Origin of the sequence: Streptomyces sp. ALI-76-A (assembly GCF_030287445.1) — a bacterium.
Lineage (GTDB): Bacteria > Actinomycetota > Actinomycetes > Streptomycetales > Streptomycetaceae > Streptomyces.
Window position 1 is genome coordinate 412166 of sequence record NZ_JASVWB010000002.1, and the last position, 12920, is coordinate 425085.

At 70.6% G+C, this 12920-nt stretch carries 12 protein-coding genes and 1 pseudogene; 3 read left to right on the plus strand and 10 right to left on the minus strand.

Translation table 11 applies throughout. The features are described 5' to 3' along the window. Positions 1 to 28 precede the first annotated feature (28 nt). Positions 29 to 706 (minus strand): TetR/AcrR family transcriptional regulator, encoded by a 678-nt coding sequence (locus QQS16_RS02500; protein WP_286059962.1) that lies wholly within the window; start codon positions 704 to 706, stop codon positions 29 to 31. 182 nt (positions 707 to 888) lie between these two features. On the opposite strand from QQS16_RS02500, the gene QQS16_RS02505 reads away from it, so the two are divergent. The 3 genes from QQS16_RS02505 to QQS16_RS02520 all read left to right on the plus strand — a co-directional run bounded on the left by QQS16_RS02505 (position 889) and on the right by QQS16_RS02520 (position 3615). Beyond that, positions 889 to 1278 carry a VOC family protein gene (locus tag QQS16_RS02505; RefSeq protein ID WP_286059963.1) on the plus strand — a complete coding sequence of 130 codons (390 nt, stop codon included), beginning with the start codon at positions 889 to 891 and terminating at the stop codon, positions 1276 to 1278. A 64-nt stretch (positions 1279 to 1342) separates the two neighbouring features. Continuing rightward, positions 1343 to 1963: a dihydrofolate reductase family protein gene (locus QQS16_RS02510; RefSeq protein WP_286059964.1), complete on the plus strand. Its 621-nt coding sequence runs from the start codon at positions 1343 to 1345 to the stop codon at positions 1961 to 1963. Positions 1964 to 2634: 671 nt separating this feature from the next. After that, a complete protein-coding gene (locus QQS16_RS02520) occupies positions 2635 to 3615 on the plus strand; it encodes a GNAT family N-acetyltransferase (protein WP_286059965.1) in 981 nt (326 codons plus the stop codon). Between the two features lie 48 nt (positions 3616 to 3663). Here QQS16_RS02520 and QQS16_RS02525 read toward each other — a convergent pair. From QQS16_RS02525 to QQS16_RS02565, 9 genes and pseudogenes are all read right to left on the minus strand, one after another. After that, positions 3664 to 3978, minus strand: a pseudogene (locus QQS16_RS02525) (VOC family protein); the annotation flags it as partial. 371 nt (positions 3979 to 4349) lie between these two features. Continuing rightward, complete coding sequence (locus tag QQS16_RS02530) at positions 4350 to 5321, minus strand: sugar phosphate isomerase/epimerase family protein (RefSeq protein WP_286059966.1); 972 nt, start codon at positions 5319 to 5321, stop codon at positions 4350 to 4352. Beyond that, positions 5318 to 5929 carry a nucleoside deaminase gene (locus QQS16_RS02535; protein WP_286059967.1) on the minus strand — a complete coding sequence of 204 codons (612 nt, stop codon included), beginning with the start codon at positions 5927 to 5929 and terminating at the stop codon, positions 5318 to 5320. Before QQS16_RS02535 ends, QQS16_RS02530 begins: the two co-directional genes overlap by 4 nt. A gap of 13 nt (positions 5930 to 5942) precedes the next feature. After that, positions 5943 to 7469 carry a GMC oxidoreductase gene (locus tag QQS16_RS02540; RefSeq protein WP_286059968.1) on the minus strand — a complete coding sequence of 509 codons (1527 nt, stop codon included), beginning with the start codon at positions 7467 to 7469 and terminating at the stop codon, positions 5943 to 5945. Positions 7470 to 7523: 54 nt separating this feature from the next. Beyond that, positions 7524 to 8654 (minus strand): ROK family transcriptional regulator, encoded by a 1131-nt coding sequence (locus QQS16_RS02545; protein ID WP_286066197.1) that lies wholly within the window; start codon positions 8652 to 8654, stop codon positions 7524 to 7526. Between the two features lie 8 nt (positions 8655 to 8662). Further along, positions 8663 to 10168 carry a carboxylesterase family protein gene (locus QQS16_RS02550; protein WP_286059969.1) on the minus strand — a complete coding sequence of 502 codons (1506 nt, stop codon included), beginning with the start codon at positions 10166 to 10168 and terminating at the stop codon, positions 8663 to 8665. A gap of 5 nt (positions 10169 to 10173) precedes the next feature. After that, positions 10174 to 11055, minus strand: coding sequence for a carbohydrate ABC transporter permease (locus QQS16_RS02555; RefSeq protein WP_286059970.1), 882 nt, complete (start codon positions 11053 to 11055; stop codon positions 10174 to 10176). After that, the gene (locus tag QQS16_RS02560) at positions 11052 to 11963 is read right to left on the minus strand and encodes a carbohydrate ABC transporter permease (protein WP_286059971.1); all 912 of its coding nucleotides are present in this window, start codon (positions 11961 to 11963) and stop codon (positions 11052 to 11054) included. Before QQS16_RS02560 ends, QQS16_RS02555 begins: the two co-directional genes overlap by 4 nt. 7 nt (positions 11964 to 11970) lie before the next feature. Continuing rightward, positions 11971 to 12909 (minus strand): extracellular solute-binding protein, encoded by a 939-nt coding sequence (locus QQS16_RS02565; protein WP_353479720.1) that lies wholly within the window; start codon positions 12907 to 12909, stop codon positions 11971 to 11973. Between the last annotated feature and the right edge of the window lie 11 nt (positions 12910 to 12920).

A 12920-nucleotide genomic window follows, 5' to 3' on the forward strand; every position in this document is an offset into this window, starting at 1 on the left:
CAGCAACCCAGCATTGCGAAAGAGCCCCTCAGGCGATGGCGTAGTCATTGATGGCCGGTTCGAGAAGGTCGAAGGCGCATGCCGCCTCCTTCGCGATGGTCTTGGCGATCTCCTCGTTGGTGTGCCCGGCCAGGGTCAGGTCCTGGATGCGTTGGAACAGGACGCGGTGCGCGGCGCCGAGCAGGGCGGCGACCGTGCGTACGGTGATGTCGTCCGGCTGCGCGCCGACGGCCTCGGCCAACGCCTCGGCCAGCGCCTGCTCGCGCTGGTCGTGCAGGTGACGCAGGCACGCCGACAAGGTGGGGCTGTCGGTGATCATGCGGGAGAACTCCGCGCCGGCGAATCCGGCGACCGGGTCCTGCGCCGCGACCGCGGCCTCGAAAGCACGGCGAAGCGCCGCGAGGGCGGACTCCCCAGGGCGGCGGGAGGTCACAGCACGCGCCAGCGTGGCACTGAACTCGTCCTGGTGGTCGAGGGCCAAGTCCTCTTTGCGCGCGAAGTAGTTGGTCACCGTCTTCTTCGCGACGCGGGAGGCCGCCGCGATCTCGGCGATGGTGGTGTTCTCGAAGCCCTGCTCGATGAAGAGCCGTGTCGCGTGGTCGGAGATCAGCTGTCGCGTCTCCTGCTTCTTCGCTTCCCGCAGGCCCAGCGGGGCGGTGACGCCGGCTGTGGTGGCACTCGCTGCGGTGCTCGTCCTCGTTTCCATGAGGCGAATCTTACCTCCAGAGCAAATATATGTTTACAGTGTCAGTCGCATGGAAGTAATATTACTACCGACGCAAGATCACGGGAGGGGAAGCAGTGAAGCCAAGCCGGACGTCAGCACGTCCCCACCCGGCCCGGCCCTCGACATCGCCCCGGCCCCGCAGCCTGGAAAAGGAACCCCTCTTGAGGATCACCGCCTCCACCGTCTCCCTCACAGTCGAAGACATCACGGCCTCCCGCAGGTTCTTCACCGAGCACCTCGGCTACCGGGAACAGGCCGCGGCCGAAGGATTCACCTCCCTCACCCGTGACGATGCCGCCGTCGACCTCGTCCTGCTCCGGCGCGGCCTCGACGTCCTGCCGCCCGACCAGCGCGAACGGCACGCCGACGGACTGATCCTCGCCTTCACCGTCACCGGCCTCGAAGCCGAGGAAAGACGACTGCGTTCCGAAGGCGTCGACATCACGATGCCCCTGCGCGAAGAGCCATGGGGGGAACGACTGTTCCAGGTCACCGACCCCAACGGGGTCATCGTCCAGTTCGTCGAATGGATCACACCCGACCACTCCTGATCCCCCGGCCCCGCACCGGCCCCCCGCCGGTCGGATCGTGCAGACCCAGAAGAGAGAACACCGCATGCGAAAGCTCGTGTACTACATCGCCACCACGCTGGACGGTTTCATCGCGGGTCCGGACGGCGCCGACCCCTCGGGCCCGGACGGCTTCTGGCCGATCCCCCATGACTACATCCAGCACCTTGTGACGGACTACCCCGAGACCCTGCCCGTCCACGCCCGGGCGGCGCTGTCCGTCACCGCGCAGGGCACGCACTTCGACACCGTCCTGGAAGGACGGCGCAGCTACGAAATCGGTCTCGAAGCCGGCCTCACCGATGCCTACCCCCACCTACGTCACCTGGTCTTCTCCCGGACCCTCACCGAGAGCCCGGACCCGGCCGTCGAGCTGGTCGCCGGTGACCCCGTGGGCAAGGTGCGGCAGCTGAAGCAGGAGGACGGCAAGGACATCTGGCTGCTGGGCGGCGCGGAACTGGCCGGGGCCCTGTACGGCGAGATCGACCAGCTCATCCTCAAGATGGCACCACTGACCATCGGCACCGGAATACCGCTCTTCTCCGACAAGGCCGCCTTCGATCCACGCGGCTGGAAGCTCACCGGCCACACCGTGCTCGACAGCGGCGCGGCCTTCGTCACCTATGTACGCGCCACCGGCCCCGACACCCCGGCCACCGGAACCTGAGTCATCCATCAAGGCCCCACCGACCGGGTGCTTCTGGTTCTTGAGGGGGCTCAGGCCGGTGGCCGCTTCGAGGTGCCGGTGCAGGCCGGCGGGGCTCTTGTGCGCCCCGGCTGCGAGCGTGTCGATACTGAGCGGCTCGGTGTCATGCGCGCAGATCCATCGGGCCACGTCGCGCACCCGGGTCGTAGCCGAATCTGCCAGCGACCACTGGCGCAGGACGGGGGGCGAGGGAGCTGCGCAGCAGCCGGTAGAGGATCTGGCTCTCGATCCGGGTGGCGAGGGGGCGGATGTCTTCGGGGCGGCGAGGACATCGCCTACCCGCGGCGGACGGCAGCAGCGGGAGTCAGCACCCGGAACGGTGACCAGTCAGCGCGCGAGAGCCGGACCTGGATTGGTGCACGGATCACGACGGCACTTGTTCATCACGCTGGGAGGCACCCGCCCGGGGCCGAGGCCGATGTTCACGAGAACGGACAGCACCCGTCGACCGACTCCCCGGCCTGGGCAGGGAATGGCCTTCCCGGACCTGGCCTCGGTACCCACGACTTCCGCAGTTCCCGGTGGACAGGCAAGGCAGACCGCCCCGGTCCCTGGCCATCGGCGGACCTTTCGCCTCGCTTGCGGCGCCCGCCCGTGGTGCGATGAAACAGGGGGTCGGGAAGGAGAGAGCGATGATCCCACCGGCAGGAGAGCGCAAGAGCGGCACGGGCCCTGTGTCGGTCCGCCCGCTGAGTGAGGCGGACCTGGATCGGGCCGACGAGATCTTCAGAGTCGCCTTCGGGACGTTCCTCGGGATTCCCGAGCCGAAGACATTCTTCGGGACCGCCGACTACGTCCGCACCCGCTGGGCGACCGATCCACAGGCGGCCTTCGCGGCGACGGTCGAGGGCGAGGTCGTAGCATCGAACTTCGCCGTCAACTGGGGCAGCGTCGGGTACTTCGGCCCGCTGACCGTACATCCGGACCTGTGGGACCAGGGCGTCGGCAGGCGCCTCATGGAGCCGGTCATGGACTGCTTCGAGACCTGGGAGAACCGACACCTGGGCCTGTTCACCTTCTCGCACAGCCCCAAGCACCTTGAGCTCTACCGCCGGTACGGTTTCTGGCCCCGATTCCTCACAGCCATCATGAAGAAGCAGGTCACAGGCAGTGCCGCGGTCCCCGGCCGAGTGCTGTACGGCGAGCTTCCCGCCGCCGAGCGACTCGACGCCCTGAGCCTTGGTCGCACCCTGACCGGGGCCGTGTTCGAGGGCCTGAGCGTGGAACGCGAGATCGTGGCCACGCACGCCCAGGGACTCGGTGACACCATCCTGCTCCAGGGGGCCGGCTCAGAACTCGATGGCCTGGCCGTCTGCCACTGCGGAGCCGGGTCGGAGGCCGGAGAAGACGTGTGCTTCGTCAAATTCGGCGCCGTGCGTCCCGGCCCGGAAGCCGCCGACCGGTTCGAACGACTGCTCGACGCGTGCGAGCGGCTGGCCGCCGAGCGCGGCCTGGGACAACTGGACGCCGGAACGAACCTGGCCCGCCAGAATGCCTACCGCCACATGATCGACCGCGGTTTCCGCACCTGGTTGCAGGGCGTCGCCATGCACAGGCCCAACGAACCCGGCTACAGCCACCCCGACGCCTACGTGATCGACGACTGGCGCTGACCACTGCCGCGCTCGGCCGGAAAGGACGGTTCGAGAGCCGGACAGATACATCGCGTCCTCGATGTCGTCGACGGCGAACATGACGCGGTGCGTGCCCAGGATGTTGTGCGGCCGGTCGCGCGGCCCGGCGCTGATCGCCGCGGGGCTGTGGTACTTCGCCAGCTCGAGCCGGCTGTGGCCGTCCGGGGTCCGGACCATCGCGATGTCACAGCGGACGCCGTCGAGTCCGGTGCACTGGTCGGCGACCAGGCCCTCGACCTCCGTCCTGGCCTCCAGCTCCATACCGAGTTCCACGAAGAACGCGATGGCGGCGTCCATGTCCTCGACGACGATGCCGACGTTGTCCATCCGCTGGATCGCCATGCTGGTTTCTCCTTCTTCCGCGTGCGGCCGGTGGCGGCCGGTGATGCCCCTGGCACGAAGCCGGTGGCACCTTCTCGACATCCTCAGACCGCCGAACTCCGAGGTCTCTCGGAGCGGGGCCGGCGGGGCAGGATCGTGCTCACCCTTCCATCTCCTCGGCAGTGCGGGTGAGGCGGACACGGGAAAGCGGGCGGTGGATACGGCGCGAGCGCGTCCTGGTGTTTCCCGGACCCACGGACGCAGACTGACGCACACGAGTGGACCGTGGGGCACTGACGGCATTGGTCCGGCCTGATGCCGGGGCCGACGATCCGGGCATCGGGCGGGTGCCGGCCTGCGCCGGATCCGTGGAGGCCGGCGGCCGCGTCGGCTCAAGGCGTGTCGCCCGTCACCAACGTCCCGGGACAGCGCGGCTGGGCCCCGATCCACTCCTTCGCCAGGGCCTTTCCCGCGCGCAGCGCGGCCACCGGGTCGGCAGCCTCGTCCAGTTCGATGAGGACGGTTCCGGCGCCGGGCGTGCGGGACATCGCGTCGGCCCACGCCGGCCAGTCCACGATGCCGGTCCCCAGCGTCGTCATGTAGGGCTGTTGATGAGCGAAGACCGTCTCGTCGATGGTGAGTTCCACGTCGATCGGCCCCACCGCGTCCTTCCAGTGGGCGAGGCCGATACGCGGAAGGTGGCGGCGCGCGACGGCCACCGGGTCGCCTCCCCCGAGGGCGATGTGGCAGGAGTCGGGGCACAGCCACACATAGCGGGGGTCCGTGAGGGCCATGAACAGGTCGATGTCCCGCTCGTACCAGAGGGTGCTGTTGGACTCGGTATGGAAGGCGAGCTTCACGCCGTGCCGGGACACGGCTTCGCCGACCACGTGGGCGATGTCGGCCATCCTGCTCATGTAGGCGGCGTCGACGAAGAACGGCGGGCGAGTGCCGTACGTCGTCCGCATCGGCAGTCCGGTCACGAGGAGTTCTGCTCCGACGTCGGCGAGGAAGGCCGCGCGCCGTTCGGCGTCGGCCACGATGCCCCGGAGGTCGTCACCGTGCCGCCAGTCGGGGGTGTCGCCGTCGGCGATGAAGGCGCTCACGACGGACAGGCCCCGAGCCGCCAGCTCGCGGCGGAGCGCGGGCGCGCTGCCGAAGGCACGCAGGGCCGAGTCGATGTCACCGGGGGCGAAGGTCAGTTCGATGCCGGTGATTCCGGCCTCGTCGAGGGCGTCCATCACTCGCGTCCAGAAGCGCTCCGGATTCTCAAGGGCCCAGTCGTGTACCGCCTCCGTGGACGGAAGGCCCCAGAAGTCCGGGTGGTAGAAGGTGATGATGTCGGTCGCGAAGCGCGGTGTCATGCGGTGCCTCCGCGGGCGTTGTAGACGACGACGCCGTCCGCGGAGTCGACCGCCTTCCGGTAGCCGCGGAACACGGCGAGTGCCTCGTCGCGCAGCACGTCTCCCACGACCTCGATGCCGCGCGCCTCGAACTGCCCCGCCCAGTCCGCGCCGAGCGGCCCCTCGTCGAACGTGGTGATCTCCTCCAGTTCGGGACCTTCACCGGCCACGACGAGGCCGCGTACCCCGGACCACATCGTGGCGCCGTAACACTGGACGCACGGGCGCCAGTTGACGACCAGCTCGTGTGCCGGCTGCCCGGCACGACCCAGGTCCCAGCCGGCGGTCGCCGTCTGGGCCAGGCCGAGGGCGACCACCTCCGCGTGGGCGCTGGAGACGCCGGAGGCGAGGACGACGTTCACGCCGACCGAGACGATCCGGCCGGTGTCACGCTCGGCGACGAGCGCCGCGAACGGGCCGCCGCTGCCCTCGCGCCAGTTGCGGTCGGCGAGGCGGTGGACCAGGCGCATACGGTCGTCGCGGCCCACGAGCACGGCGGGTACGTCGGCGAGTTCGTCGTCGATCCACTCCGGCAGGGCCACGTGGTACTGCTTCGCGAGGTCGATCACGGTGGGGTTCCTCTCAGTGCGCGGCGAGCGCGGTGGCACGGGCGGTCACGGCACGGGTGGCGCGGACAGCGGTCACCGCGCCGGTGAGGGTGACGTTGGCCGCCATCGCGGTGGGGATCACACCGTTTCCGGCGAGGTAGAGGTTCTCGTAACCCCACACCCTGCCGTCCGGGTCGCACACGCTGCCGCCGTCGTCGGTGAGGCCGGCCCGGACCGTCCCGGTCTGGTGCAGCGACGATCCCGGTGGGAGCAGGGCACGCTCGGTGGCGGGGTCGAGCGGCCCGAACTCCTCGGCCAGCGAGCGGATGTCGTCGAGGGCCCGTGCGATCAGCGCGCGGTCGGTGTCGGAGTAGCCGAACTCGACGGTGATCCTCGGCATTCCGGCGAGGTCGGTCTCGGTCTCGGAGAACACGAGCCGGTTCTCGGGCCGTGCCTCGACAGGGACGTACAGGGACAGGCCCACGGAGTGGGCGAGGGGGCGGCCGTCCGCGTCGACGTAGGTGCGGTTCATGATCTGGCCATGGAACGGCTGTGCCGCTCCGTTCTGCGGCAGCCAGAGCGAATCCGTGCTGAACTCGCCGGGGCGCGGCAGAGGCAGCTCGTCGAGGCCGATGCCGTACCGGTCGAGGTCCAGGAGCACCCGGGCGGTGACGAAGGCGTGCTCGTTGAGGTGACGGCCCAGGGCGTGCGGGCGTATCCCCGAGGCGAACAGCAACTGCGGCGTACGCAGCGCGTCCGCGCACACCACGACCGTGTCCGCGAACAGCTGCCCTTCGGTGTCGTCGGCGACGCGGCGCAGCCGGGCGCCGACGACGCGGTCGCCCGAGACGACGAGTGAGGTCGCGAGCGTGCCCGTCAGCAGAGAGAAGGCCGGACCACCCCCCGTGGCGATCGCCGGGAAGATCGTCCCGGGGGCGCTGCGGGGCATGGGGCCCGCTGTCGTCGCGGTGACGGCCATCGGCATCGGCTGTGGCCGCCGGTCCTCCGGCCCCACACCCTCGAAGCGGCGGCGTAGCACGTCGAGCACCCTGCGGCCGACCTCGGTCGGACCGATGGCGGCCGGCGTGACACCGAGCACCTGGCGTGCGGTGTCCAGGTCCGCGGCCCAGCGGGCCGGGTCACCGAAGTCGAACACCTCGTGCCCGGCGGGCCACGGTGTCGCGGCGGTCCAGTGCACGCCCATGCCGCCCGCGTTCCAGGCGAGCGCCGTCGCGGGCATCGCCTCGGCGTCCTCGCCGAAGGCCAGGGCGTGGAACATGCCGGGCGGCAGGCCGGTGAGGCTGTCGGCGACCTCGCGCACCACCTGGGCGCCCGTGTACATGCCCTGGATGCCGGTGGCGACCCGCTCGTTGTAACGCGCCCACAGGACCGGGTCGTCGAGGTCGTGCAGATGCAGTCCGGGTGCTTCACCGATCGCCGAGCCGCCGTCCACCATCGTGATGCGCAGTGCCGGATCCGCGGCGCGCAGCTGTCGGGCGACGACGGCTCCCATGATGCCGCTGCCCACGATGAGGACGTCGGTGCGGGGGGTTTCGGTCACAGTGAGACTCCGTGTTGTGGGCCGCGGCTGGTGAGGTGTGCGGTGGGGGGGCGATCACGCGCGCGGGGCGGGCGGTCCGAACAGCTCCGTGTCCATACGGTCGAGGGCCAGCTTCACGGCGCCGATGAGCGCCGCGTCCCGGCCGAGGCCGGTGGCGCGCAGTTCGATCGCGGGGGTACGGGCGCTGCGCAGCGCCTGGCCTACACGGGGCAGCAGCACATCGGCGGCCTCCTCGAGACCGCCGCCGAGCACGATGAGCGACGGTGCGAGCGTCCAGGACAGGGTGGTGAGGATCGAGGCGATGTTCTCCACGAACTCGTCGACCTCCGCGAGCGCGGTCGCGTCGCCCGCGCGGGCGGCGTCGAAACGGGCCAGAGCGATACTCCGCTGAGCCGGTTCCGGCGAGGTCAGCAAGGCCACCGGGTGGTTCTCGACCGAGCCGGTCGGCATCGACACCGCCTCGACGATCTCGCCCGCGGCGCCGTCCAGACCCCGGTGGACCGCTCCGCGGATGAGGATGCCGAGACCGGTGCGGTTGCCGAGGATCGCCCACACGACGTTCTCGTGGCCGTCGGCCACGCCCCGCCAGTGTTCCGCGAGCGCGCCGAGGTTGGTGTCGTTGTCCGCGAACCACGGCATCGGGATGCGCCGCGTGAGTTCGTCGGGCAGGTGCACGCCTTCCCAGCGCGTCGTGTGCACCAGACGCCGCACGACTCCCTCGTCGTCGATCGCGCCACCGCCCGCGACCGCCCCGGCCCGCAGCCGGTCCACCGACCCGCCCGCGTCGTCGAGGGCGTCGAGGACCAGGGCCGCCGCGTCGTCGAGCGTGGTCCGCGGGTCCTGGTAGGCGCGCAGCGGGCCCCGCGCCCGGCCGAGGACGCGGCCGCGTACGTCGGCGACGACCGCGGAGGCGTCCGAGGTGGTGATGGACACGGCCGCCAACAACGCGTGCTCGGCGCGCAGGTCGTACCGTCGGGCGGGGCGTCCGGCGGAGCCGCTGATCGGCACCCGGTCCAGCTCCGCCACCCAGCCGGCCTCGACGAGCGAGTCCAGGATGAGTTCGATGGTGCGGCGCGAGAGGCCGGCCTGCTCGGACAGTGCCGTCAGGGTCGTCGGACCGGCCGACACCGCCAGGATGCGCAGGATGACCGAGGTGTTGACCCGTCGGACCGCGCTCTGGTTCATCCCTGCCATCAGCACGCCTCCCCCGCCCGGACCACGGGATCGAACACGCCCGTGGTGTCGACCGCGGGAGCCGCGGGGGCCGTGCCTGGACCGCCGTACTCGCGCGCCGGATCACCGGCCCGCCCGCCGGCCCTCCCCCAGGCCGGCGTCCGGCCGCGGACGAAGTCCACCAGGTCGGCGTGCATCACCGTGGCCAGTTCCGCGGGCGGGTGCGGACCTAGTGCCGCGGCAGGCAACGTTTGCCCGTCAAGGAGCGGCGTCCGGTGCGTGCTCTCGGCGTGCCGGCCGCAAGCCCTCGTACTGGATGTACTTGGGCTTTCGGCCGGTGCGGCGAGAGGGCGTGCCGGGCGTCGCGACGGGGCGAACGTCGCCTGCCACGGCACTGGCGCCTCGGTGACGCCGGGTGCGTCCAGTACGTCGAAGAAGTACGGGATGTCGATGCAGTGCGCCGCGCCGCCGAGCGCGGGCGAGACCCATTCGAAGGAGTACAGCCAGGTCCCGGCGACGGCGTCCCGCCGGGCGGCAGCGGCACGCGGGCAGGCGGCCCGGAACAGGGTGTCGGTCAGGCGGGTCCCGGCCGCGCGCCCGGCCTCGTCCCGGGGGCTGTCGAACTCGTCGCCCGTCGCGCCGAGCAGCAGGGGCACGTCGTGGCCGCGCACGGCCAGTCCGTCCGCGACCGGCACCGGCAGCACGTCGTCACCGATGACCGGGCCGAGTACGAGGGTGTCGGCGCCCCGCAGATCGAGGACGCCCCGCTGGAGCTCCTCCACACCGCAGCCGGTGAACCCGGCCCGTGTGGGCGGCACGCCCAGCCGCTGTCCCAGGCGTACGAGGAAGTCCTGTGCCGCGTCCGCTTCGAAGAACCCGCCGGACAGGCTGACCGCCCGCCGGAAGCACCCGTCCGCCACCGGCGAGGAGAGCAGCGCGAGCACAGCCGCTCCCCCGGCCGACTGCCCGGCGACGGTGACGTCGGCCGGATCTCCGCCGAACGCCGCGATGTTGCCGCGGACCCACTCGACGGCGAGCAGCAGGTCGCGCAGCCCGAGGTTGGTCGGTACGCCGTCCAGCGGGGCGAAACCGTCGACCCCGAGCCGGTACCCGACGGTGACGCAGACGACGCCGTCGCGGGCGAAGGCACGGCCGTCGTACCACGGGCTGGCGGCACTGCCCGCGAGGAACCCGCCGCCGTGGATCCACACCAGCACCGGGAAGGGCGCCCTTTCGTCATCCGCCGCGGGGGCGACGACGCCGACGTTGAGCACGTCGTCCCCCGGCACCGATGGTTCCGGCACGGTGGTCGTGGCGGACAGCGGCACGCGCTGCGCGGTGGGACCGTGGCGGGTCGCATCGTACGGCCGGGTGAAACGGCCGCGTGGCACCGGCGCCGCGGACCGCCGCGCACCGGTGGGTGCTTCGGCGTAGGGAATGCCCAAGAAGCGCCGCACCCGGCCGGACTGACGGCCGATGACCGTGCCTGCGGGGGCGGCCACGGTGACCGTCTCGATCGTGTTCACGACGCTCACCGCATTCCCGTTCCGGAGATCCCCTGCACGAAGTACCGCTGTAGGAACAGGAAGAGCAGCAGCACCGGCATCATCACGACGATGGCCCCGGCGAGCATCAGGCCGTAGTCCTTCACGTGCGCGGCAGCCTGGCTGTTGGCCGCCAGGCCCACCGGCAGGGTGTAACTGGACGTGCTCTGCGCCACGATGAGCGGCCAGATGAAGTTGTTCCACGAGGTGAGGAACGACATGATCGCGATGGTCGCCACGGCCGGGCCTGCCAGGGGAAGAAAGACCCGGAAGAAGATCCGGAACTCTCCCGCGCCGTCGATGCGGGCCGCCTCCAGCAGTTCGTCCGGGATCGACGCCGCGTACTGCCGCATGATGAAGACGGACAGCGGCATCGCCACGCCGGGCAGGGCGATCCCGGTGAGCGTGTCGGCCAGCCCCAGGTCGACGGTGATCACGAACTGGGTGACGAACACCGCCGTGAACGGCACCATCATCGCCGCCATGACCGCGCCGAAGGCGATCCGCTTCCCCGCGAAGTCGAGCTTGGCGAGCGCGTAGCCGGCGGCCGAGGCCGCGACGATGTTGCCGGCCACCACGATGACCGCGACCACGATGCTGTTCACCATGAACCGGCCGAAGCCCTGGGTGCTGAACAGCCGTACGAAGTTGTCCAGGGTGAGGTCGTGCGGGAGCCACGCGCCGGGATCGGAGCGGATCTCGTCGAGGCTGCGCAGCGAGCCGCTGACGACCCAGACGAACGGCAGCATGGTGAGCAGGGCGCACAGCACCAAAGCGCCGTACAGCAGTGGGCGGGCGACGGACCTGGGGCGCGGAGCGGTCCGGTCGGTGGTGGTTGCGGCGTTCTGCAACGCGGCGACGATGGTCATGCGCGGGGCCTCAGCAGTCGGAACTGGACAAGACTCACCAGGGCCACGAGCGCGAGCATCACCAGCGACGCGGCCGAGGACATGGCGAACTCACCGGCCCCGAACTGGTGGTAGGTGAACAGTGCCACCGACTCGGTGGAGCCCAGCGGGCCGCCGTCGGTGAGCAGGTACGGCTCGTCGAAGACCTGGAGGTAGAAGACGGTCAGCAGCACCGACACCATCAGGGTGGTCGGCAGCAACATCGGCAGGGTGATGTGCCTCAACCGCCGCCACGGTCCTGCCCCGTCGAGGGAGGCGGCCTCGTGGACGTCGTCCGGAATCGCCTGGAGACCGGCGAGGAACAGCACCATCGCGAGGCCGAAGTTCCGCCAGACGCCGAGCAGGATGACCACGGGCATGGCCAGGTTCGGGTCGTCCAGCCAGTTCGGTCCGGCGAGGCCGGCGGCGCCGAGCACCTTGTTCACGGTGCCGTCGGCATGGAAGGCGTACTGCCAGATCAGGGCGACCGCGACGATGTTGGTGACGACCGGTGCGAAGAAGAGGGTGCGGAAGGTGCCGCGCAGCCGTCGGATGCCGGAGTTCAGCGCGAGGGCCAGCAGGAAGCCGGTCCCCATGGTCAGGGGCACTCCGACGGCCACGAAGAGGGCGGTGTTCAGGATGTCGCGCAGGAAACTGGCGTCCTTCAGCAGCCGCAGGAAGTTGTCCAGGCCGACGAAGTCGACGGCGAACGGATGGCGCAGGTCCGAGCCCCGCAGGTCGGTGAGGCTGAAGCCGAGCGCGGCGACGGTGGGGATGGCCGTGTAGAGCAGGAACACAAGGGTGAACGGTGCGAGGAACAGCCAGGCGACGGGCGTGCGACGGGCACGTCGAGAGCGCCTGCGGGGCACCGGCACGAACGGGATGGTCATCGGTGGCTCACTTCGCACCCGTGCCGATGCTGTCGGCGTACGACTGGATGTTCGCGGCGGCCTTCTCGGCCGTCGACGTGCCCTTGGCCACGGCTTCCATCTCCTTGCCGATCCGGGTCGCGACCTGCTGCCAGGTGGTGACCTGCGGAAAGGTCCGCGTGTTCTTCAACTGTGTGAGGAAGGCGCCCAGGAGCGGCTGGTCCTTGATCGCGGGATCGTCCCAGGCGGCGATGACCGCGGGGAGCGAGCTGTACGCCTTGTACTGCGCGACCTGGGTGCCCGGCTCGGTGAGATATCTGATGAGCTTCCACGACGCGTCCGGGGTGCCACTGCCCGCGAGGACGCCCCAGGTGCCGCCGGCGGAGAAGGAGACGCTGCCCGAGGACCCGGCCGGCAGCGGGGCGGTGGCGACGTGGGATGCCGTCCAGCCGTCCTTCTTCGCCGCGGTGTCCAACTGCCCGACGACCCAGGGCCCCGTGATCATCATGGCGGTCTTCCCGGCGACGAAGTACGGCTGCGCGTCGAGGAAGGTGGGAGTGGCGATATCGGCGGCGCCCGAGGTGAAGAAGGACGCGTTGTACTCGAGCGCGTCGACCATGGCCGGGGTGTCGAGGGTCCACTTCCCCCCGGTGGAGAGCAGCGAGCCGCCGGCCTGCCAGGCGTACATCGCCGCGTCCTGACCGTTGAAGACGTCCCAGCCGTTGTCGGCCCCGAGGGCGCGCTCGGCGCCGGCGCCCTGGAGCGCCTTGAAGAACGGCACCATCTCGTCCCAAGTGGCCGGCGCCTCGACGCCCGCCTTCCTGGCGAGATCCGCACGGTAGACGAGTGCGTACGTGTACGCGTACCAGGGCACCGTGTAGGCCACGTCGTCGACGACGCCCGCGTCCCACAGGCTCGTGAAGAAGCTGCCGGAGTCGACGAGGCCGTCCGGAACGGCCCGCAGGATCGACGGGCGGA

What these genes read in the sequence shown, in the direction of transcription:
- QQS16_RS02500 (WP_286059962.1), bottom strand. Translation starts at nt 706, where the DNA reads ATGGAAACGAGGACGAGCACCGCAGCGAGTGCCACCACAGCCGGCGTC.
- QQS16_RS02555 (WP_286059970.1), bottom strand. Translation starts at nt 11,055, where the DNA reads ATGACCATCGTCGCCGCGTTGCAGAACGCCGCAACCACCACCGACCGG.
- QQS16_RS02560 (WP_286059971.1), bottom strand. Translation starts at nt 11,963, where the DNA reads ATGACCATCCCGTTCGTGCCGGTGCCCCGCAGGCGCTCTCGACGTGCC.
- QQS16_RS02545 (WP_286066197.1), bottom strand. Translation starts at nt 8,654, where the DNA reads ATGAACCAGAGCGCGGTCCGACGGGTCAACACCTCGGTCATCCTGCGC.
- QQS16_RS02520 (WP_286059965.1), top strand. Translation starts at nt 2,635, where the DNA reads ATGATCCCACCGGCAGGAGAGCGCAAGAGCGGCACGGGCCCTGTGTCG.
- QQS16_RS02530 (WP_286059966.1), bottom strand. Translation starts at nt 5,321, where the DNA reads ATGACACCGCGCTTCGCGACCGACATCATCACCTTCTACCACCCGGAC.
- QQS16_RS02510 (WP_286059964.1), top strand. Translation starts at nt 1,343, where the DNA reads ATGCGAAAGCTCGTGTACTACATCGCCACCACGCTGGACGGTTTCATC.